Origin of the sequence: Paraburkholderia sp. UCT70 (assembly GCF_050434085.1) — a bacterium.
Taxonomy (GTDB): Bacteria; Pseudomonadota; Gammaproteobacteria; order Burkholderiales; family Burkholderiaceae; genus Paraburkholderia; species Paraburkholderia tuberum.
Window position 1 is genome coordinate 3670985 of the sequence record NZ_JBNPVZ010000004.1, and the last position, 21414, is coordinate 3692398.

17 protein-coding genes are annotated in these 21414 nt (G+C 64.9%); 15 read left to right on the plus strand and 2 right to left on the minus strand.

Going from position 1 to position 21414, the window contains the following annotated elements; all coding sequences use genetic code 11:
* Window positions 1–156 precede the first annotated feature (156 nt).
* The 13 genes from OKW41_RS42685 to OKW41_RS42745 all read left to right on the plus strand — a co-directional run bounded on the left by OKW41_RS42685 (window position 157) and on the right by OKW41_RS42745 (window position 15663).
* Complete coding sequence (locus OKW41_RS42685; RefSeq protein WP_184027113.1) at window positions 157–801, plus strand: ubiquinone biosynthesis accessory factor UbiJ; 645 nt, start codon at window positions 157–159, stop codon at window positions 799–801.
* A gap of 15 nt (window positions 802–816) precedes the next feature.
* Window positions 817–2394, plus strand: coding sequence for a ubiquinone biosynthesis regulatory protein kinase UbiB (gene ubiB / locus OKW41_RS42690; RefSeq protein ID WP_429576143.1), 1578 nt, complete (start codon window positions 817–819; stop codon window positions 2392–2394).
* A gap of 6 nt (window positions 2395–2400) precedes the next feature.
* Window positions 2401–3021 (plus strand): methyltransferase domain-containing protein, encoded by a 621-nt coding sequence (locus OKW41_RS42695; protein WP_429576144.1) that lies wholly within the window; start codon window positions 2401–2403, stop codon window positions 3019–3021.
* Window positions 3022–3193: 172 nt separating this feature from the next.
* Window positions 3194–3511 (plus strand): FmdB family zinc ribbon protein, encoded by a 318-nt coding sequence (locus OKW41_RS42700; RefSeq protein WP_429453228.1) that lies wholly within the window; start codon window positions 3194–3196, stop codon window positions 3509–3511.
* Between the two features lie 75 nt (window positions 3512–3586).
* Window positions 3587–4243: a DUF502 domain-containing protein gene (locus OKW41_RS42705; RefSeq protein ID WP_429356582.1), complete on the plus strand. Its 657-nt coding sequence runs from the start codon at window positions 3587–3589 to the stop codon at window positions 4241–4243.
* Window positions 4244–4318: 75 nt separating this feature from the next.
* The gene (gene aspS, locus OKW41_RS42710; RefSeq protein ID WP_429453226.1) at window positions 4319–6118 is read left to right on the plus strand and encodes an aspartate--tRNA ligase; all 1800 of its coding nucleotides are present in this window, start codon (window positions 4319–4321) and stop codon (window positions 6116–6118) included.
* Window positions 6119–6338: 220 nt separating this feature from the next.
* Entirely contained in the window at window positions 6339–6854 is a 516-nt protein-coding gene (nudB, locus tag OKW41_RS42715) for a dihydroneopterin triphosphate diphosphatase (RefSeq protein WP_090803007.1), read from the plus strand.
* On the plus strand, window positions 6851–8110 hold the full coding sequence (gene clsB / locus OKW41_RS42720; RefSeq protein WP_429576145.1) for a cardiolipin synthase ClsB: 1260 nt from the start codon (window positions 6851–6853) through the stop codon (window positions 8108–8110). The genes nudB and clsB overlap by 4 nt, the downstream gene beginning before the upstream one ends.
* A 294-nt stretch (window positions 8111–8404) precedes the next feature.
* Entirely contained in the window at window positions 8405–9004 is a 600-nt protein-coding gene (locus tag OKW41_RS42725) for a TetR/AcrR family transcriptional regulator (protein WP_184027146.1), read from the plus strand.
* Between the two features lie 98 nt (window positions 9005–9102).
* On the plus strand, window positions 9103–10890 hold the full coding sequence (locus OKW41_RS42730; protein ID WP_429576146.1) for an acyl-CoA dehydrogenase C-terminal domain-containing protein: 1788 nt from the start codon (window positions 9103–9105) through the stop codon (window positions 10888–10890).
* A 123-nt stretch (window positions 10891–11013) separates the two neighbouring features.
* Window positions 11014–13449 (plus strand): 3-hydroxyacyl-CoA dehydrogenase/enoyl-CoA hydratase family protein, encoded by a 2436-nt coding sequence (locus OKW41_RS42735; protein ID WP_429576147.1) that lies wholly within the window; start codon window positions 11014–11016, stop codon window positions 13447–13449.
* A gap of 126 nt (window positions 13450–13575) precedes the next feature.
* Entirely contained in the window at window positions 13576–14775 is a 1200-nt protein-coding gene (locus OKW41_RS42740) for an acetyl-CoA C-acyltransferase (RefSeq protein WP_429576148.1), read from the plus strand.
* A 117-nt stretch (window positions 14776–14892) separates the two neighbouring features.
* Complete coding sequence (locus OKW41_RS42745; RefSeq protein WP_187618976.1) at window positions 14893–15663, plus strand: enoyl-CoA hydratase; 771 nt, start codon at window positions 14893–14895, stop codon at window positions 15661–15663.
* Window positions 15664–15730: 67 nt separating this feature from the next.
* On the opposite strand, the gene fdhD is transcribed toward OKW41_RS42745, so the two are convergent.
* The gene (gene fdhD, locus OKW41_RS42750) at window positions 15731–16615 is read right to left on the minus strand and encodes a formate dehydrogenase accessory sulfurtransferase FdhD (protein WP_429453214.1); all 885 of its coding nucleotides are present in this window, start codon (window positions 16613–16615) and stop codon (window positions 15731–15733) included.
* A gap of 157 nt (window positions 16616–16772) precedes the next feature.
* Between fdhD and OKW41_RS42755 the strand changes: the two genes are divergently transcribed.
* Both OKW41_RS42755 and OKW41_RS42760 read left to right on the plus strand, forming a co-directional pair.
* On the plus strand, window positions 16773–17249 hold the full coding sequence (locus tag OKW41_RS42755) for a nitrate reductase associated protein (protein ID WP_429453212.1): 477 nt from the start codon (window positions 16773–16775) through the stop codon (window positions 17247–17249).
* Between the two features lie 253 nt (window positions 17250–17502).
* On the plus strand, window positions 17503–20703 hold the full coding sequence (locus OKW41_RS42760; protein WP_429576149.1) for a sensor domain-containing protein: 3201 nt from the start codon (window positions 17503–17505) through the stop codon (window positions 20701–20703).
* Between the two features lie 61 nt (window positions 20704–20764).
* Here the strand turns inward: OKW41_RS42760 and OKW41_RS42765 are convergent, their stop codons facing one another.
* Window positions 20765–21376 carry a glutathione S-transferase family protein gene (locus tag OKW41_RS42765; protein ID WP_429576150.1) on the minus strand — a complete coding sequence of 204 codons (612 nt, stop codon included), beginning with the start codon at window positions 21374–21376 and terminating at the stop codon, window positions 20765–20767.
* Window positions 21377–21414 lie beyond the last annotated feature (38 nt).

Here is a 21414-nt window from a genome sequence, read left to right on the forward strand (position 1 = left end):
CGCGTTTGCCTCGAAAAGAGCCGGCCACGGCATAGCGATTCCTCAACTCGCGCATGGCTTAGGCCGTTCGGCATAGCAGGCCGCGAAGCGAACGGACGTTACAATGGGAGCCCGCGCAAGCACCTTGCTCGCGCGGGTTTTTTCTTGCCACCTTCGATGACCCTCGCCGCCAAGCCCTTCGCTGCTGCTGTCAATCATCTGCTCGCCCGCGAATCGTGGGCCCGCGAGCGCCTCGCCCCGTACGCGGGCAAGACCGCTCGCCTGTCATGTCCGCCGGTTGTGCTCGCGCTGCTCGTGCAGCCCGACGGCTATCTCGGTACGCTCGACGAAGCCGATGCGCATCAGTTCGACGTGACGATCTCGGTGCCGTCCGACGCACTGCCGGCCTTCCTGCAAGGTGGCCAGGCCGCGGTGATGAAGCACGTGAAGATCGAGGGCGACGCCGAGTTCGCGACCGTGATCGCGAAGCTCGCCGAGCATCTGCGCTGGGAGCCGGAGGAAGATCTCGCGAAGCTGATCGGTGATGGACCCGCGTGGCGCATCACGTCGCTAGTCCGCTCAGTCGGCGAGCATGTGCAGCGCACCGGTCGCAATCTGCTCGACACCGCCGCCGAGTACCTGCTCGACGAAAATCCGCAGCTGGTGCGCCGCACCGCGCTCGCGGACTTCAACGTCGAGCTGGCGCGCGCGCGCGATTCGCTCGCGCGCGTCGAAAAGCGCATCGAGCGCATCGAACAGAAGGTCGAAGTCCGCGGCGCGCAAACGCCGGGCGGCGCCGCCACGTCGCGCGGCACGCGCTAGTCACCGGGCCCAGCCATGCGTTTTCTGCGTTTTCTCAAGATATTTTTCACGGTCATCCGCTTCGGCCTCGACGAAATGATGTTGAGCCGCATCAACGACCGGCGCGTGCGTCTGCTGCTGCGCATCACGACGCTCGGCCGCAGGTTCGATGCGCCGCGGGGCGTGCGTCTGCGGCTCGCGCTCGAAAGCCTCGGGCCGATCTTCGTCAAGTTCGGCCAGGTGCTGTCGACCCGTCGCGATCTGCTGCCGGTCGATATCGCCAACGAACTTGCCAAGCTGCAAGACCAGGTGCCGCCGTTCGATTCGGCGGTCGCGATCGCGCTCGTCGAGAAGTCGCTCGGCGCGCCGGTCGACGTGCTATTCGACGATTTCGAGCGGGTGCCGGTCGCGAGCGCGTCGATCGCACAGGTCCACTTCGCGAAGGTGAAGGCCGGCCAGCATGCGGGCAAGGCGGTCGCGGTGAAGGTGCTGCGCCCCAAGATGCTGCCGGTGATCGATTCCGACCTCGCGCTGTTGCGCGACATCGCCGTGTGGGCCGAGCGTCTGTGGGCCGACGGCAAGCGCCTGAAGCCGCGCGAGGTGGTCGCCGAATTCGACAAATACCTGCACGACGAACTCGACCTGATGCGCGAGGCCGCCAACGGCAGCCAGTTGCGGCGCAACTTCCTGGGGCTCGACCTGCTGCTCGTGCCCGAGATGTACTGGGAGTTCTGCACGCCCACGGTGCTCGTGATGGAGCGCATGGTCGGCGTGCCGATCAGCCAGGTCGATACGTTGCGCGCGGCGGGTGTCGACATCCCGAAGCTCGCGCGCGAGGGCGTCGAAATTTTCTTCACGCAGGTGTTCCGCGACGGCTTTTTCCACGCCGACATGCACCCCGGCAACATCCAGGTGAGCCTCGATCCCGCGCACTTCGGCCGTTATATCGCGCTCGACTTCGGCATCATCGGCGCATTGTCGGACTTCGACAAAAACTACCTCGCGCAGAACTTCCTCGCGTTCTTCAAGCGCGACTATCATCGCGTCGCGACGTTGCATCTGGAGTCGGGCTGGGTGCCGCCGACCACCCGTGTCGAGGAGCTCGAAAGCGCGATCCGCGCCGTCTGCGAACCGTATTTCGATCGCGCGCTGAAGGACATTTCTCTCGGCCAGGTGCTGCTGCGTCTGTTCTCGACGTCGCGGCGCTTCAACGTCGAGATCCAGCCGCAGCTCGTGTTGCTGCAAAAGACGATGCTGAACGTGGAAGGCCTAGGCCGTTCGCTCGATCCCGAACTGGATCTGTGGAAGACCGCGAAGCCCTATCTCGAGCGCTGGATGAACGAGCAGATCGGCTTGCGCGGCTGGTACGAGCGTCTGAAGATCGAGGCGCCGCAGTGGAGCAAGACGCTGCCGCAGTTGCCGCGCCTCGTCCATAACATGCTGGCCGAGCGCCATCATCCGGTGGGCGGCGCGAACGACGACGTGATCCGCCAGATCCTGCTCGAGCAAAAGCGCACCAACCGTCTGCTGCAAGGCCTGCTGCTGTTCGGCGTGGCGGTCGGCGTCGGCGCGATGCTGGCGCGTGCGTTCCTGGTACTGGCTTATGGAGGATAGATTCCGATGAGCGATCCGACCCAACCCGCCGCGCCCGATTTCGCAACCCGCGATCCCGGCTCGCCCGAGTTCTGGGACGAACGCTTCGAGCGCCATTTCACGCCGTGGGATCAGGCGGGCGTGCCGTCCGCGTTTCGCGCGTTCGCCGAACGGCACCGCGACGTGGCCGTGCTGATTCCAGGCTGCGGCAGCGCGCACGAAGCGGTATGGCTCGCGCGCCAGGGCAACCCGGTACGCGCGATCGACTTCTCGCCGGCCGCCGTGGCGGCGGCACGCGAGCAGCTCGGCGCGCATGCATCGCTGGTCGAACAGGCGGATTTCTTCACCTATGCGCCACCGTTCGCACCGGCATGGATCTATGAGCGCGCATTCTTCTGCGCGCTGCCGCCGGCGCGCCGCGCCGACTACGCGCAGCGCATGGGCGAACTGCTGCCGGCCGGCGGGTTGCTGGCGGGCATCTTTTTCATCGGCGCGACGCCGAAAGGGCCGCCGTTCGGCATCGAACGCGGCGAGCTCGATGCGCTGCTTACGCCACACTTCGAGCTGGTCGAAGACGAAGCGGTCGACGACTCGATCGCCGTATTCGCCGGACGCGAGCGCTGGCTCACCTGGCGGCGTCGCGGCTAACGCCACGCGCGCCGCTCTTGAGAGGTCCGGGGATCGTCCCCATCTGGCGCGGTGGCGGGCGCGTCGTGCGTCCGCTTCCCGAAATCCGGGGAACGGACATTGTTTGCGGCTATAATTCAAGGCTTTGCAAGCGTTTACAAGATTTCAGTAGGATTTGGAGTAAGAAAGGATCATGCCGATCTACGCTTATCGTTGCGGGTCATGCGGTTTCGGGAAGGACGTGCTCCAGAAGATGAGCGATCCCCAGTTGACGCAGTGTCCCGAGTGCGGAAAAGACACCTTTAGCAAACAACTCACCGCCGCCGGCTTCCAGTTGAAGGGCTCCGGCTGGTACGTGACCGATTTCCGCGGCGGCACGAGCGCGCCGGCCGCGTCGGAAGCGAAGTCCGAGCCGGCCGCAGTCGCTGCCCCGGCTGCGTCGGCTGCCGCGCCCGCGGCCCCCGCCGCAGCGCCCGCCGCCACGAGCCCGAGCGGTTCCGGCAGCGCCTAGTGGGACTCCCGCCCCGCGCGGGCGGCGTATCTACCGCGCATGGGCTTCGGCCCGCGCAGCTTTCTGGCGGTACACATGACGACGAAGAAATTCACGCTCAAATCGGTGTTTCTGACCGGCCTGCTGGTGCTGGTGCCTCTGGCCATCACACTGTGGGTGCTCGGCCTGGTCATCGGCACGATGGACCAGACGCTGTTGCTGCTGCCTACCTCGTGGCAGCCGGAACGCACGATCGGCTATCGCTTGCCGGGCCTCGGCGCGGTGCTCACGCTCGCGTTCATCTTCGTCGTCGGGCTGTTGACGCAGAACTTCATTGGGCAGAAGCTCGTGAAGTGGTGGGAACTGCTGGTCGCGCACATTCCGGTGGTCGGCCCGCTCTACACCAGCGTGAAGCAGGTGTCCGACACGCTGCTGTCGAGCAGTGGCAATGCATTCCGCAAGGCGCTGCTGATCGAGTACCCGCGCCGCGGGTCCTATACGATCGCATTTCTGACCGGCATCCCGGGCGGCGACGTGGCCAACCATCTGAAGGAAGATTACGTCAGCGTATACGTGCCGACCACGCCGAACCCGACGTCCGGCTTCTTCCTGATGGTGCCGAAAAGCGAAGTGATCGAGCTCGACATGACGGTCGACGCTGCGCTCAAGTACATTGTCTCGATGGGCGTCGTGGCGCCGTCCGCGCCGCCGCCGGCGCCGGTGCGCCGCGCCACCGTCGAGCCTCCGCTCTAATGCCGGCGCGCAACGCTTCATGCAGGATCGTCTGCGGCGCGCCGTTCAACCAATGCAAAACGAAAGACAAACATCATGTCGATGAGATCTGAATACTGCGGTCTGGTGACCGAAGAACTGCTGGGCCAATCCGTCTCGCTGTGCGGCTGGGTAAGCCGCCGCCGCGACCATGGCGGCGTCATCTTCATCGACCTGCGCGATCGCGAAGGGCTCGTTCAGGTCGTCTGCGATCCGGATCGCGCTGACATGTTCAAGGTCGCCGAAGGCGTGCGCAACGAGTTCTGCGTGCAGGTCAAGGGCATCGTGCGCGGCCGTCCGGAAGGCACGACCAATGCCTCGCTGAAGAGCGGCAAGATCGAAGTGCTGTGCCACGAGCTGATCGTGCTGAACGCGTCGGTCACGCCGCCGTTCCAGCTCGACGATGACAACCTGTCGGAAACCACGCGCCTCACGCATCGCGTGCTCGACCTGCGCCGTCCGCAGATGCAGCACAACCTGCGTCTGCGCTACCGCGTCGCGATCGAAGTGCGCAAGTACCTCGACGAGCAGGGCTTCATCGACATCGAAACGCCGATGCTCACGAAGAGCACGCCGGAAGGCGCGCGCGACTACCTCGTGCCGTCGCGTACGAACCCGGGCCAGTTCTTCGCGCTGCCGCAGTCGCCGCAGCTGTTCAAGCAGCTGCTGATGGTCGCGAACTTCGACCGTTACTACCAGATCACCAAGTGCTTCCGCGACGAAGACCTGCGCGCCGACCGTCAGCCGGAATTCACGCAGATCGACTGCGAGACCTCGTTCCTTTCGGAACAGGAAATCCGCGATCTGTTCGAGGCGATGATCCGTCACGTGTTCAAGACGACGATCGGCGTCGAGCTCGACCAGAAATTCCCGGTCATGGAATACGCGGAAGCGATGCGCCGCTTCGGTTCGGACAAGCCGGACCTGCGCGTGAAGCTCGAGTTCACCGAGTTGACCGATGCGATGCGCGACGTCGACTTCAAGGTGTTCAGCACCCCGGCCAACACGAAGGACGGTCGCGTCGCAGCGCTGCGCGTGCCGAAGGGCGGCGAGCTGTCGCGTGGCGACATCGACAGCTACACGGAATTCGTGCGCATCTACGGGGCGAAGGGTCTCGCGTGGATCAAGGTCAATGAAGCGGCGAAGGGCCGTGACGGTCTGCAAAGCCCGATCGTGAAGAACCTGCACGACGAAGCGCTGAAGGCGATCATCGAGCGCACCGGCGCACAAGACGGCGACATCATCTTCTTCGCGGCGGATCGCGCAAAGGTCGTCAACGACAGCCTCGGCGCGCTGCGTCTGAAGATCGGTCATTCGGAATTCGGCAAGGCCAACGGCCTGGCCGAGTCCGGCTGGAAGCCGCTGTGGGTCGTCGACTTTCCGATGTTCGAATACGACGAGGAAGACAACCGCTACGTCGCCGCGCATCACCCGTTCACGAGCCCCAAGGACGAGCACCTCGAGTACCTCGAAACGGACCCCGCGCGCTGCCTCGCGAAGGCCTACGACATGGTGCTGAACGGCTGGGAAATCGGCGGCGGCTCGGTGCGTATCTACCGTGAGGAAGTGCAGAGCAAGGTGTTCCGCGCGCTGAAGATCAACGCGGAAGAAGCGCAGGCGAAGTTCGGCTTCCTGCTCGACGCGCTGCAATACGGCGCGCCCCCGCACGGCGGTATCGCGTTCGGTCTGGACCGCATCGTCACGATGATGGCCGGCGCCGACTCGATCCGCGACGTGATCGCGTTCCCGAAGACGCAACGCGCGCAGGATCTGCTCACGCAGGCGCCGAGCGAAGTCGACGAGCGTCAGCTGCGCGAACTGCACATCCGTCTGCGTACGCCGGAACCGAAGGCATAAAGCCGCGGCCGCTGCGCGCGGCCGGCAAGCGGTCTTGCGTGTGCCGGCCGGCGGGGCGGCGGCCGCAAAAAAACCACACGAGCGAAACGAAAAGGCGCTGAGGTGATCTCCACCTCAGCGCCTTTTTCATTTTTTGCGTTACAGTGAAGCCACCGCTTTCCAGACCCTTTCGACCGTCATCCGACATGTACCGCGCGTATCGTCGCGCCCAGTTTGAGCCATGCCGAAACCGCCGAAAATTCCGCAGTCCGTCCTCGTCATCATTCATACGCCTGCGCTCGACGTGCTGCTGCTCGAGCGCGCCGATCATGCGGCGTTCTGGCAGTCGGTGACGGGTTCGAAAGACCGGCTCGACGAACCGCTCGCCGACACGGCGGTGCGCGAAGTCGGCGAGGAAACCGGCATCATGATCGGCGGCGCACTGGTGCCGCGCAGCGGGTTGTTCGACTGGCACTACTCGATCGACTACGAGATCTACCCGGAATTTCGTTACCGCTACGAAGCGGGCGTGCTCTACAACACCGAGCACTGGTTCAGCCTGCAGGTCCCCGAGTGCATCGACGTGACGCTCGCGCCGCGCGAACACACCGCGTATATGTGGCTGCCATATGAAGAGGCCGCATCGCGCTGCTTTTCGTCGTCGAATGCCGATGCGATCCTGCAGTTGCCGCGGCGGCTCGCCGCACGCCCGGTCGACCCGCAATCCGGCCCGCTGGCCGGGGAGCGTGGCCAGTGAGCGCAGGCGGCTCGGGCCGTTTCGCGCGTCTGCGGCACACGTTGCTCGGCCGTCGTTACTGGCAGCGCTACCGCTTCACCAGTAACAACGAGGTCGAGCTGCTGCGCTCCGGCGACGATTTCTTCGATGCGCTGATCGAGCGCATCGACGCGGCCGAGCACAACGTCGCGCTCGAAACCTACATCTTCTGCGACGACGAAGCCGGCCACGCGGTCAGCGAGGCGCTGCTTCGCGCTGCCGCGCGCGGCGTCAGAGTGCGCGTGATCACCGATGGCGTCGGCACCGCGCGCCTGACGATGTTCGAGCAATGGCCGGCCGGCGGCATCGAGCATCGCATCTACAACCCGCATCTGTTCGGCCGCTTCGGCTTTTCGCGCACGCACCGCAAGCTCGCGGTGATCGACGATCAGATCGCATATTGCGGCGGCATCAATATCGTCGACGATTACGAGAACAACGGCGAGAAGCTGCCGTACCGGCGCTGGGACTTCGCGGTCGAACTGCGCGGGCCGGTGGTCGCCGACGTGCGCGATGCGATCGAAGTGCAGTGGCGGCGGATTCGCGTCGGCCATCGGCCGCTCGATTCGATGAAGCCCGACCTGTCGTCGCAGGACGCCAACTCGCTTGGCAGTCTGCGCAGACGCCGGCGACGCCGCAACGAGGCACTGTGGGCCGGCGGCGAGCCGTGCGTCGCATTCGTCGCGCGCGATAACCTGATCAACCGCCGCGCGATCGAAAAAGCTTATCTGGCCGCGATCGGCCAGGCGCGCCATGAAATCCTGCTCGCGAATCCGTACTTCATGCCGGGACGCAAGCTGCGTCGCGCGCTGGTGTTCGCGGCGCGGCGCGGCGTGGTCGTGAAGCTGATCATCGGGCGCAAGGAGTTCAAGGCGCTCGATTACGCCGTGCCGTTCCTGTACCACGCGCTGTTGCGCGCAGGCGTGCAGATCGCCGAATACGAGAAGACGCTGCTACACGGCAAGGTCGCGGTGGTCGATTCGAACTGGGGCACGGTCGGTTCGTCGAATCTCGATGCGCTCAGCCTGATGCTGAACAACGAAGCGAACGTCGTGCTCGTGAACGATCCGTCGATCCCCAAACTGCGCGACGCGATTCTCGACGCGTTCACGGACGCGCGCCCAATCGATGAAGCGCACTACGAATCGCGACCGGCGCGCGTGCGCGCGCTGAGCTGGATCGCGTACACGAGCTACCGCGTCGCGATGAAGCTGCTGACGGTGGGCGGCTACGACTAATACCGCTCGCACGAGAGCCCGCGCTTGCCGCATCATGTCGGCCATCAATCGGCGCCAGCGAACCGGGGCAAAGAAATAGAACACGCGCGAGAACACGCGCGCGCCGATCGGCACCCATCGATTCAAGGCAAACGCCTCTAAAAATCTGATTGATCTGATGGTCGAAAGCCGCAAAATTAGAAGCCGGTTAGAAACCGGTTTCTAATAAAGTCCTTGTTTCGCGGACGGCAAGCACTCAATAATAGTACGGCCGTTCGATTTTCAATTCGGTCACATTAGAACGGTAAAACAGCTATGCGAAAAGGCGAACAAACCCGAGCCGCGATTCTCGACGCAGCACTCGATCTGGCAGGCCGAGACGGACTGGAAGGTCTGACGATTGGTCTGCTGGCCGAGCGCATGCAGATGAGCAAGAGCGGTGTGTTCGCGCATTTCGGGTCGCGCGAGGATCTGCAGATCGAGGTCGTGCGCGAATACCACCGCCGTTTCGAAGACGAGGTGTTTTTCCCGAGCCTGCGCGAGCCGCGTGGTCTGCCGCGCTTGCGCGCGATGATTTCCCGCTGGATCGAGAAACGCATTCAGGAAGTCACGACCGGATGCATCTACATCAGCGGCGCCGTCGAATACGACGACCGCGCGGATAGCCAGGTGCGCGAGCAGTTGGTGTCGAGCGTGACGACGTGGCGTGCGGCGCTCACGCGCGCGATCTCGCAAGCGATGGAAGAAGGGCATCTGCGCGCCGATACCGACCCGCAGCTGATGCTGTTCGAACTGTATAGCGTCACGCTCGGCCTGCATCACGACGCGCGCTTTCTGCATCTGCCGGATGCGGTGCGTCTCACGTGGGCCGCACTGGAAAAACTGATTAATTCGTATCAAAGCGAAAGCCGTTAGCGGCGTCGCCGGAATCTACCGGAAACGCGCGGCGCAGAAGGTCCGACCACGGACCCGGCCAACGGCCTGGCTTTTTGTCAAACCAGGGAGAGAGAGTCATGGGACAGTACGCCGCGCCGCTGCGCGACATGCAATTCGTGTTGCACGAACTGCTCAACGTCGAGGCCGAACTTCGGCAAATGCCGAAGCACGCCGAACTCGACGCCGACACGATCAACGCGGTGCTCGAGGAAGCCGGCAAGTTCTGCTCCGAAGTGCTGTTCCCGCTCAACCTCAGCGGCGACCAGGAAGGCTGTACGTATGCCGGCGACGGCGTCGTGACCACGCCGAAGGGCTTCAAGGAAGCCTACCGGCAATACGTCGAAGCCGGCTGGCCGGCGCTCGGTTGCGACCCGGAATTCGGCGGCCAGGGACTGCCCGCGTTCGTCAACAACGCGCTCTATGAAATGCTGAACTCGGCGAATCAGGCGTGGACGATGTATCCGGGCCTGTCGCACGGCGCGTACGAATGCCTGCACGCGCACGGCACGCCGGAACTGCAGCAGCGCTATCTGCCGAAGCTCGTCGCAGGCGTCTGGACCGGCACGATGTGTCTGACCGAGCCGCATTGCGGCACCGACCTCGGCATTCTGCGCACGAAGGCCGAACCGAATGGCGACGGCTCGTACTCGATCAGCGGCACGAAGATTTTCATTTCGAGCGGCGAGCATGACATGGCGGAGAACATCGTTCACCTCGTGCTCGCGCGTCTGCCGGATGCGCCGAAGGGCACCAAGGGCATTTCGCTGTTCATCGTGCCGAAGTTCGTGCCGAACGAAGCGGGCGAGCCCGGTGAGCGCAACGGCGTCAAGTGCGGTTCGATCGAGCACAAGATGGGCATTCACGGCAACGCGACCTGCGTGATCAATCTCGACAACGCGAAGGGCTGGATGGTCGGCGAGCCGAACAAGGGCCTGAACGCGATGTTCGTCATGATGAACGCCGCGCGTCTCGGCGTCGGCATGCAGAGCCTCGGTCTCACCGAAGTCGCATATCAGAACTCGCTCACGTACGCGAAGGAGCGGCTGCAGATGCGTTCGCTGACCGGCCCGAAGGCGCCGGAAAAGGCCGCCGATCCGATCATCGTGCATCCGGACGTGCGCCGCATGCTGCTCACGCAGAAGGCCTACGCCGAAGCCGGCCGCGCGTTCTCGTACTGGTCGGCGCTGCAGATCGACAAGGAGTTGTCGCACGCCGACGAAGCCGAGCGCAAGGAAGCCGCCGACCTGGTCGCGCTGCTCACGCCGATCCTGAAGGCGTTCCTGTCGGACAACGCGTTCGAAGGCACCAATCACGCGATGCAGATCTACGGCGGCCACGGCTTCATCGCCGAATGGGGCATGGAGCAGTACGTGCGTGACGCGCGCATCAACATGATCTACGAAGGCACCAACGGCATCCAGTCGCTCGATCTGCTCGGCCGCAAGGTGCTCGGCGACATGGGCGCGAAGATGAAGAAGTTCGGCAAGCTCGTCGCCGGGTTCGTCGAAGCGGAAGGCATCAAGCCGGAAATGCAGGAGTTCGTGAACCCGCTCGCCGAGATCGGCGAAAAGGTGCAGAAGCTGACGATGGAAATCGGCATGAAGGCGATGCAGAACCCCGACGAAGTCGGCGCCGCGGCCGTGCCGTACCTGCGCACGGTCGGCCATCTGGTGTTCTCGTATTTCTGGGCGCGCATGGCGCGCATCGCGCTGGACAAGGAGGCATCGGGCGATCCGTTCTACAGGGCGAAGCTCGCGACCGCGCGCTTCTACTTCGCGAAGCTTCTACCCGAAACGGCGATGACGATCCGCCAGGCGCGCGCAGGTTCGAAGCCGATGATGGACGTCGAAGAAGCGTTGTTCTGACGCTCGCACATCGAGCGAGGCGCCTGCGCGTACTGAACCCAAGGTGCCTCGCTCCCGACCACACACATCGCGCGAAGCATGGCTGACGCTTCGCGCCATCGCACAACTCTCCGGAGAAACGACGTGAGCAATCTGATCATTCGCAAGGTAGCCGTGCTCGGCGCCGGCGTGATGGGCGCGCAGATCGCCGCGCACCTGATCAACGCCAAGGTGCCCGTGCTGCTGTTCGACCTGCCCGCCAGGGAAGGCCCGAAGAACGGGATCGCGCTGAAGGCGATCGAAAATCTGAAGAAGCTGTCGCCGGCGCCGTTCGGCGTGAAGGACGACGCGCAATACATCCAGCCCGCGAACTACGACGACGACATCGACAAGCTCGCCGAGTGCGACGTCGTGATCGAAGCAATCGCCGAACGCATGGACTGGAAGCACGACCTGTACAAGAAGGTCGCGCCGCACATCGGCCCGAACGCGATTTTCGCGACCAACACGTCGGGGCTGTCGATCACCGCACTGTCCGAAGGTTTCGCGGACGAACTGAAGGCGCGCTTCTGCGGCGTGCACTTCTTCAATCCGCCGCGCTACATGCATCTGGTCGAACTGATCCCGACCGCGACGACGCGTCCGGAAATTCTCGATCAGCTCGAAACCTTCCTGACCAGCGTGGTCGGCAAGGGCGTCGTGCGCGCGAAAGATACGCCGAACTTCATTGCGAACCGCGTCGGCGTGTTCTCGATCCTTGCGGTTATTGCCGAAGCCGCGAAGTTCGGCCTGCGTTTCGACGAAGTGGACGACCTGACCGGCGCGCGCCTCGGCCGCGCGAAGTCGGCGACGTTCCGCACCGCCGACGTGGTCGGTCTCGACACGATGGCGCACGTGATCAAGACGATGCAGGACACGCTGCCGGACGATCCGTTTCTGCCGGTCTACGAAACACCGGCCGTGCTCGCCGAACTGGTGAAGAAGGGCGCGCTCGGTCAGAAGACCGGCGGCGGCTTCTACAGGAAGGAAGGCAAGGCGATCAAGGTGCTCGATCCGAACACGGGTGCATATATCGACGGCGGCGGGAAGGCGGACGAACTCGTCGGCCGCATTCTGAAGCGTCCGGCCGCCGAGCGTCTGAAGCTGCTGCGTGAAACGCAGCACCCGCAGGCGCAGTTCCTGTGGTCGATCTTCCGTGACGTCTATCACTACATCGCCGTGCATCTGGAATCGATCGCCGACAATGCGCGCGACGTCGACCTCGCGATCCGCTGGGGCTTCGGCTGGAACGAAGGCCCGTTCGAAGGCTGGCAGACGGCCGGCTGGAAGCAGGTCGCCGAATGGGTGCAGGAAGACATCGCCGCGGGCAAGGCGCTCGCCAACGTGCCGCTGCCGTCGTGGGTGCTCGAAGGCGCGGTTGACGAGAAGGGCGGCGTGCACACGGCCGAAGGCTCGTGGTCACCGGCCACGCAGACCTTCGTGCCGCGCTCGTCGCTCGACGTGTACCGCAAGCAGGTGTTCCGCGCGCCGCTCGTCGGCGAAACCGGCGTCGATCCGAAGACTTACGGCAAGACGCTGTTCGAGACCGATGCGGTGCGCGCATGGGTCGACGATCGCGCGGGCGAGGACGACGTGCTGATCGTGTCGTTCAAGAGCAAGATGAACACGATCGGACCGGCGGTGATCGAAGGGCTCACGCAGGCGATCGAACTGGCCGAGAAGGACTACAAGGGCCTCGTCGTGTGGCAGCCCACATCGCTGAAGCTCGGCACGCCGGGCGGTCCGTTCTCGGCGGGCGCCAACCTCGAAGAAGCGATGCCCGCGTTCATGATGGGCGGCGCGAAGGGCATCGAGCCGTTCGTGAAGAATTTCCAGCAGGGCATGCTGCGCGTCAAGTATGCGAACGTGCCGGTGATCTCGGCGATCTCGGGCATCGCGCTCGGCGGCGGCTGCGAACTCGCACTGCACAGCGCGAAGCGCGTCGCGCACATCGAGAGCTATCTGGGTCTCGTCGAAGTCGGCGTGGGTCTCGTGCCGGCGGGCGGCGGCATGAAGGAAGCGGCGCTGCGCGCGGCCGAAGCGGCAAGCCAGGTTGGTGCGACGAACGATCTGCTGAAGTTCCTGCAGAAGTCGTTCGAGAACGCGGCGATGGCGAAGGTGTCGGCCTCCGCGCTCGACGCCCGCGCGATGGGCTACCTGAAGCCTTCCGACACGATCGTCTTCAATGTGTTCGAACTGCTCGACGTCGCGAAGAAGGAAGCGCGCGCGCTCGCCGCGGCGGGCTACCGTGCGCCGCTGCGCGAGACCCAGGTGCCGGTCGCGGGCCGCTCGGCGATTTCGACGATCAAGGCGTCGCTCGTCAACATGCGCGACGGCCGCTTCATCAGCGAGCACGATTTCCTGATCGCGAGCCGCATCGCGGAAGCGGTGTGCGGCGGCGACGTCGAAGCGGGCAGCCTCGTCGACGAAGAATGGCTGCTGCAACTCGAGCGTCGCGCGTTCGTCGAGCTGCTCGGCACGCAGAAGACGCAGGAACGGATCATGGGCATGCTGCAGACCGGCAAGCCGGTGCGCAACTAAGCGGCGACCGCACAATGTGCATGGGACCAGAGTAAGAGCTTTGCATGGGACCGGAGTAAGCGCTAAAGCGCCAACTCCGGATCGACAGCTAAAGCGCCAACTCTGGTCGACAAAGGAGATTCCCAAATGGCAAAGCAATTGCAAGACGCATACATCGTCGCCGCGAGCCGTACGCCGATCGGCAAGGCGCCGCGCGGCATGTTCAGGAACACACGTCCGGATGAGCTGCTGGTTCACGCGATCAGGTCGGCCGTCGCTCAGGTGCCCGGCCTCGACACCGGCGTGATCGAAGACGCGATCGTCGGTTGCGCTATTCCGGAAGCGGAGCAGGGCCTGAACGTCGCACGGATCGGCGCGCTACTGGCAGGTCTGCCGAACACGGTCGGCGGCGTCACGGTGAACCGCTTCTGCGCGTCGGGTCTGACCGCGCTCGCGATGGCCGCGGACCGCATTCGCGTCGGCGAGGCGGATGCGATGATCGCGGGCGGCTGCGAATCGATGAGCATGGTGCCGATGATGGGCAATAAGCCGTCGCTGTCGCCGCATATCTTCGATCGCAACGAAGACGTCGGCATCGCGTACGGCATGGGCCTGACCGCGGAGAAAGTCGCCGAGCGCTGGAAGATCAGCCGCGAAGCGCAGGACGCGTTCTCGGTCGAATCGCACCGCCGCGCGATGGCCGCGCAGCAAGCCGGCGAATTCAACGACGAAATCGCCGCGTACACGATCGTCGATCGCGTGCCCGATCTCGCGACCGGCGAGATCAACGTGAAAACGCGCGAGGTGTCGCTCGACGAAGGTCCGCGCGCGGACACGTCGATGCAAGGCCTCGCGAAGCTGCGCGCGGTGTTTGCGAACAAAGGCTCGGTCACGGCCGGCAACAGCTCGCAGACGTCGGACGGCGCGGGTGCGTTGATCGTCGTATCGGAAAAGATCCTCAAGCAGTTCAACCTGACGCCGCTCGCGCGCTTCGTCAGCTTCGCGGTGCGCGGCGTGCCGCCGGAAATCATGGGCATCGGCCCGAAGGAAGCGATTCCGGCCGCGCTGAAAGCCGCGGGCCTGAAGCAGGACGACCTCGACTGGATCGAGCTGAACGAGGCGTTCGCCGCGCAGTCGCTCGCGGTGATCCAGGACCTCGGCCTCGATACATCGAAGATCAACCCGCTCGGCGGCGCGATCGCACTGGGCCATCCGCTCGGCGCGACCGGCGCGATTCGTGCGGCGACCGTGGTGCACGGCCTGCGCCGCCGCAACTACAAGTACGGCATGGTGACGATGTGCGTCGGTACCGGCATGGGCGCGGCGGGCATCATCGAGCGTCTGTGAGCCGCTGATCGAACGGGGGATCCTTCTGTGATCCACCAAGGACCGCGCAACGGTTCGCAGGCCGCGCGGCTTGCGAACCGTTTTTACATTCAGCAGAAGCACAAGGAGATGAACGGGATGACGACGGATATTCTGGTCGAGCGCGCCGACGCGGTGCTGACCATCAGCTTCAACCGGCCCGGCAGGAAAAACGCGTTCACGGCCGCGATGTACCAGACGATGGCCGACGCGCTCGTAGAAGCGCAGGGCGACGCGTCGGTGCGCGCGATCCTGATTCGCGGCAGCGCGGGCATGTTCAGCGCGGGCAACGATCTCGAGGACTTCATGAAGTCGCCGCCGGTTGGCGAAACCCCGCCGGTGTTCCAGTTCCTGCGCGCGCTATGTTCGGCGGAAAAACCGGTGGTGGCGGCGGTCGCGGGGCCGGCAGTCGGCGTCGGCACGACGCTGCTGCTGCATTGCGATCTGGTCTACGCGGCCGACACCGCGAGCTTTTCGCTGCCGTTCACGCAGCTCGGGCTGTGCCCGGAAGCAGCGTCGAGCCTGTTGCTGCAGCGCGTGGCCGGCTATCAGGCGGCGGCGGAAAAACTGCTGCTCGGCGAGGCGTTCGACGCGGCCGAAGCGCACCGCATGGGCTTCGTGAATCGCGTGCTGCCGGCGGGCGAAGTCGACGCGTTCGCGGCGTCGCAGGCCGCGAAGCTGGCGGCGCTGCCGGCGTCGTCGTTGCGCGTGACGAAGAGCCTGATGAAGCGCGCGAGCCAGCAGGAACTGCAGACCCAGATGACCGAGGAAGCCGTGCACTTCGGCAAGATGCTGCTTGCGCCCGAAGCGCGCGAGGCGTTCAAGGCGTTCTTCGAGAAGCGCAAGCCGGATTTCCGGCGGTTCGACTGAGGGGTGTGCGACGCAGGCGGGCTTCGGGTGGGTTAGCCGTGAATCGTCGCTGCGCCGCGTCAATCGCTCAAACTTGCTGCTGCCACGTGTCGTAATCGACGTAGCTGCCTTCGCGGCAGAAGCTCACGAGCCGCACGCCCGCCTCACGCGCGATCGCAATCGCGAGCGACGACGGCGCCGAGATCGTCGCGACCATCGGCACGTCGACGCGCGCGGCCTTGCGCACCAGCTCGTAGCTCGCGCGGCTCGACAGAAACACGAAACCGTCGCGCGTATCGGCGCGGTCGAGCACGAGCTGGCCGATCAGCTTGTCGAGCGCGTTGTGGCGGCCGACGTCCTCGAACGCATAGTGGATCGCGCCTTGCGCATCACACCACGCGGCCGCGTGGAGGCCGCCCGTCAAACGAGTGAGCGCCTGGTGTTCGGGCAGCGCGCGCGCGGCGCGTGCGATCGCATCGGGCGCGAGCCGCTGCAAGAAGCCAGTGTCGAGTACACGCTGCGGTTTCAGATCCAGCAGATCGATGCTTTCGATGCCGCACACGCCGCAGCCGGTGCGCCCGGCGAGCGCGCGGCGCTTTTCCTTCAAACCGGCGAACGCCTGCTGCACGACCTGCAATTGCACCTCGGCATGCGGCAGCTCGCCGTGCTCATGCAGTTCGACCTCGATGTCCTGAATGTCGCTGCCGCGCTCGACGATCCCCTCCGAAATCGAGAAGCCGACCGCGAACGCTTCGAGATCGCGCGGCGTGCACATCATCACCGCGTGCGAGATGCCGTTGAACACGAGCGCGACCGGCCACTCCTGGCCGACGTGATCGGTGGCGGTTTCAACCGCCGCGCCGCGATGGCGGCGCACTTCGAGTTGCACTACGCCGGGTTGTTCGTCGCTGTCGAGGGCGTTGGGCTGGCCGTCCGCCCGCTCGGTTGCGCGCCCGTTTTCCTGTCCGTTCAAGCTGCTTCACTCCTGTACCATGCCGCGCGTCAAAGGGTGCGCCGGCCTCGCCGTATGCTTCGCGGCGGCTGCCGCGCGGGGCGCCGTCGCGCGAATAAGTTCTAAAATACCTCAAGCGACGCCCGCACGCTGTCCGCCACCGACAAGGAGCACTGACATGGGACTCAACGAAGCACCGCTTCTGTTCGACTTCGAAGTCGCGTCTTCGGAGAATTTCACTTATATCCCGATGTCGGTGCGCTTCAATCTCGACCGTTTCGGGCTGCGCATCACGCTCGTGCAGTGGCAGCAACTGCCGCTCGAAGATCGTAAGCTGCTCGCGCGTTTCCCGGTCGAAGAAGACACGCAGATCGAACCGAATTTCGATCACGCGCTGTTCGAGATGCTGCGCACGCACGCGAACGTCGAACCGGAGTGGTTTACGCCGGAGGAGTCGCCGGCCTGGCGTCAAACCGACAGCGTGCCCGACGGTGTCGCGCATCAGGCGGGGCTGGCCGGTCTCGCCGCGCCGAGCGTCGCGCGCTGGGCCGAGCTCGATCCTTTCAAGCGCTATGTGCTCGCGAAGCTGTCGCGCAAGCCCGAGGCGAGCCACGATTTCGTCCCGGCGATGAAGGAATTTGGAGCGGCCGGCTAGGTGCGGCCGGCTAGGTGCGGCCGGCTAGGCGCGGCCGGCTAGGCGCGGCCGGCCAGCCGCTCCCAGCCAGGCGCCCCCACCAACTCGCAGCCTTCCCCCAAATCATCAGATTTTTTTCACGCCGACCCTCAACCCGCTTCCGGTCGCTGCCGATATCCAAAGGATGGCGCGTAAAAGACTTGCATCGATGCGGCCCGACGCACCGGCAGCGAGCGCGCTCTCCCGCCCTCGGAACGATTGACGTTCGGAACCCATGAATCCTTTTCTATCGAAGCGACTGCTGATCAATATTGCGGTCGTGGTCGTCGCGGTCGGTGCAAACGCGTTCGTCGCGTACACGCAGATTCGCGGGCAGCGCGACGCCGATGCGCGCCTCGCGCGCTCGACCAGCGTGCGCCAGAACCTCGATGCGTATCACGCCGCGCTCGATAACGCGCTCGCCGCTCTGCACCGCCTGAAAGAATCGGGCAAGCCGGTGCCGCCCGACGCGGCCGCTTCGATGACGAACACACTCGCGAGCCGCGAGCAATCACTGCGCGACGAGCTCGCGAGCGAGCCGTACATGTCGGGGGCGCTCGCCAGCCTGAGCGCGGCGCGGCGCGCGTTGCAGCACGATCTCGAGGACACGCTGCGCAACCATGCGAGTGACCTGCCCGGAGCGGCAAGCGCGGCGTCGGGCGCGGCGTCGGGCGTGGCGCACGCGGCATCGACCGAAGCATCAGGGGCGGCCCCCCTCGACGCGCCATTCGAGGCATCCCTCGACCCTGCGCCGTCGAACTCGCATCTTGCCCCCGCGGTAGAGGGTGTCGAAGCCGCGCTCGCCACGTTGCGCAGCGAGGAGAACCGCTCGTTGCAGACCTCGCTCGCGGCATCGGCGAGCGACAGCGAGCGCGCGATGTTCGTGCTGCTCGTGACGATGCTCACCGGCAGCGTGCTGCTGTTCCTCACGTTCGGCGTGCGCGAGAACAGCACGCGCGAAAAGCTGCGCAGCGCCCGCGCGCTGGTGCGCAACGACGAGCGTTTTCGCAGCCTGTTCGACGATCACACCGTGCCGATGTACATCTTCGATCGCGACACGCTGTGCTTTCTCGCCGTCAACAAGGCGGCGATCCAGCAATATGGCTACACGGAAGACGAGTTTCTGGGCATGACGATCCGCGCGATCCGCCCGAACTCGGAAATCGCCCGCCTGGAGACGCACCTGCAGCGTAGCGCCGACCTCCGCCAGAGCCACACGATGGCGGGCATCTGGCGGCATCGGCGCAAGGACGGCTCGATCCTCAGCGTCAACGTGTCCTATCACGCACTGAACTTCATGGGCCGCGACGCCTCGTTCGTGCTGGCGGACGACGTGACCGACCAGATCAACGCCGAAGCCGAAGCGCAGCGCTCGAATCAGATGCTCGAAGCGGTGATCGACAACATTCCGCAGCGCATCTTCTGGAAGGACCTGAACTCGCGCTATCTCGGCTGCAACATGGCATTCGCGCGCGACGCGGGGCTCGCGTATCCCGAACAGGTGGTCGGCAAGAGCGACGCCGACCTGGCGTGGCGCGCGTTCGCCGACCTGTTGACCGAGCACGATCGCGAAGTCGTGAACACCGGCGTGCCCAAGATGAACTTCGAGGTCGACTTCGTGATCGACGGCGTGCATCGCACGACGGTCACGAGCAAGCTGCCGTTCACCGACGGCGACGGTCAGGTGATCGGCGTGCTCGGCTCGTACACCGACATCACCGAGCGCAAGCGCGCCGATCTCGCGCTGCGTCTGCAAAGCCGGGCGCTCGACGCGAGCGTCAACGCGATCCTGATCACCGCGCCGTCGCCGTCGGGCAATCTGATCGAATACGTGAATCCGGCGTTCATGCGCATCACCGGCTACGATCCCGCCGAGGTGATCGGCCACGACTGCCGCGTGCTGCAACGCGACGACCGTGACCAGGAAGGCGTCGCGTTGATCCGCGAAGCGCTCGCGGCGAATCGCGAGGTCAGCGCGGTGGTGCGCAACTATCGCAAGGACGGCGCGCTGTTCTGGAATCAGCTGTTCATCGCGCCGGTGCCGAACGCGGAAGGCGTGATCACCCATCATATCGGCGTGATCAACGACGTGACCGAGCTGATCCGCTATCAGGAGCAGCTCGAATACCAGGCCAACTACGACGGCCTTACGCGGCTGCCGAACCGCAACCTGCTGCGCGACCGGCTCGAACATGCGCTCGTCGTCGCGCAGCGGCATCATTCGGGCGTCGCGGTCGTGTTCCTCGATCTCGACGGCTTCAAGAACGTGAATGACAGCCTCGGCCATAGCGTCGGCGACCGGCTGCTTGGGGTGGTCGCCGAACGGCTCGCGCGCTGCTCGCGCACCAGCGACACGGTTGCGCGTCACGGCGGCGACGAGTTCGTGATCGTGATGACCGACACCGTCGACGAGCAATCGCTGATCACGTGGATGGAGCGCGTGCGCGCGTCGATCGCCGAGCCGGTGTGGCTCGACGGCACCGAGCTGTACGTCGGCTGCAGCATGGGCGCGAGCCTGTTCCCGCAGGACGGCGAGGATGCCGAAACGCTGATGAAGAAGGCCGACGTCGCGATGTATCGCGCGAAGGACATGGGGCGCAACACTTTCCAGTTCTATCAGCCGGAGATGAACGCGAGCGCGGGCGCGCGCCTGAATCTCGAACGACGCCTGCGCCGTGCGCTGCGCGACAACGAGTTCCTGCTGCACTATCAGCCGCAGGTCGATATCGGCAGCGGACAGATCGTCGGCATCGAGGCGCTGGTGCGCTGGCACGATCCCGAGGTCGGGCTCGTGCTGCCGTCGTCGTTCATTCCGCTCGCCGAGGAAAGCGGGCTGATCGGGCCGCTGTCGGAGTGGGTGCTGCGCGAGGCGTGTCGGCAGAACAAGGCGTGGCAGGATCAGGGCTTGCCGCCGGCGCGCGTGTCGGTGAATCTGTCGGCGCGGGTGTTCCAGCAGCGTGACATCGCGAAGCTCGTGATGCAGGTGCTCGACGAGACCGGACTCGAACCGAAGTACCTCGAACTCGAGCTGACCGAAAGCACGATCATGCGCAACGCGGAAGAAGCAGTGTCGATGCTCAACGAACTGCACGCGCTCGGCATCGGTCTCGCGATCGACGACTTCGGCACCGGCTATTCGAGCCTCAGCTATCTGAAGCGCTTCCCGGTGGACCGCTTGAAGATCGACCGCTCGTTCGTGTCGGATATCGGCGTATCGGGCGACGATGAGACGATCACGTCGGCGATCATCGCGCTCGCCCATTCGCTGAAGTTGCAGGTGATCGCCGAGGGCGTGGAAACGTCGGCGCAACTCGACTTCCTGAAGGAACGCGCGTGCGACGAAATGCAGGGCTTCTATTTCGCGAAGCCGCTATCGACGGAAGCGATTTCCGAACTGCTGCACGGCGGGTTGGTGCCGGAGCTGGAGCCGGCGTGAGGGGAGCGTGACGCGGCGACGGGTGTCGCCGCGTGTCGCCGTGTGCCGCGTCCAACGCTGGTCACTGAGCCGGCGTGTCCTTGAACACCGGCAGGCTTTCCGCGAACGCGGAAAACTTCTCGAGCCGCGGATGATCGGCCTTGCTGACCGCCTCCGGCAGCATCATGTGCGTGAACTGCCAGGCTACGGCGACGGCCACGTCCGCCGCGCTGAACTGCTGCTGCGTGTCGGGCAGCGGCCCTTCGCCCAACTCGCGTTCGAGTTCGGCATAGGCGGCGAGCAGTTGCGCGCGCACGCGCTCGACCCACGGTTCATGCTGCTTCTCCTGAGGCCGCAGATTGCGCTCGTAGACGATCTGCACGCTCTTTTCGCACGCGGCGAGCGCGAGACCCGTCAGACGCGCGGCGCGCAACGCCGCGTCGGCTTGCGTCGGGAACAGCGGGGTGGGGCCGGAGAGCGCTGCCAGATACTGCAGGATCACCGTCGAGTCCATCAGGATCGCGCCGTTGTCGGCGACGAGCGTCGGCGCCTTGACGACCGGGTTGATCTTCGCGAACTGGTCGTAGGTGCGGAATACCGAAATCGACTCGTGTTCGAAGTCGAGCGCGAGCAGCTTCATGCAGATGGCGACGCGCCGCACGTAGGGCGAGTCGAGCATTCCGATTAGTTTCATCTCGTTTCCATTAGAAGAGCGACTATGGGGCGCCCCGG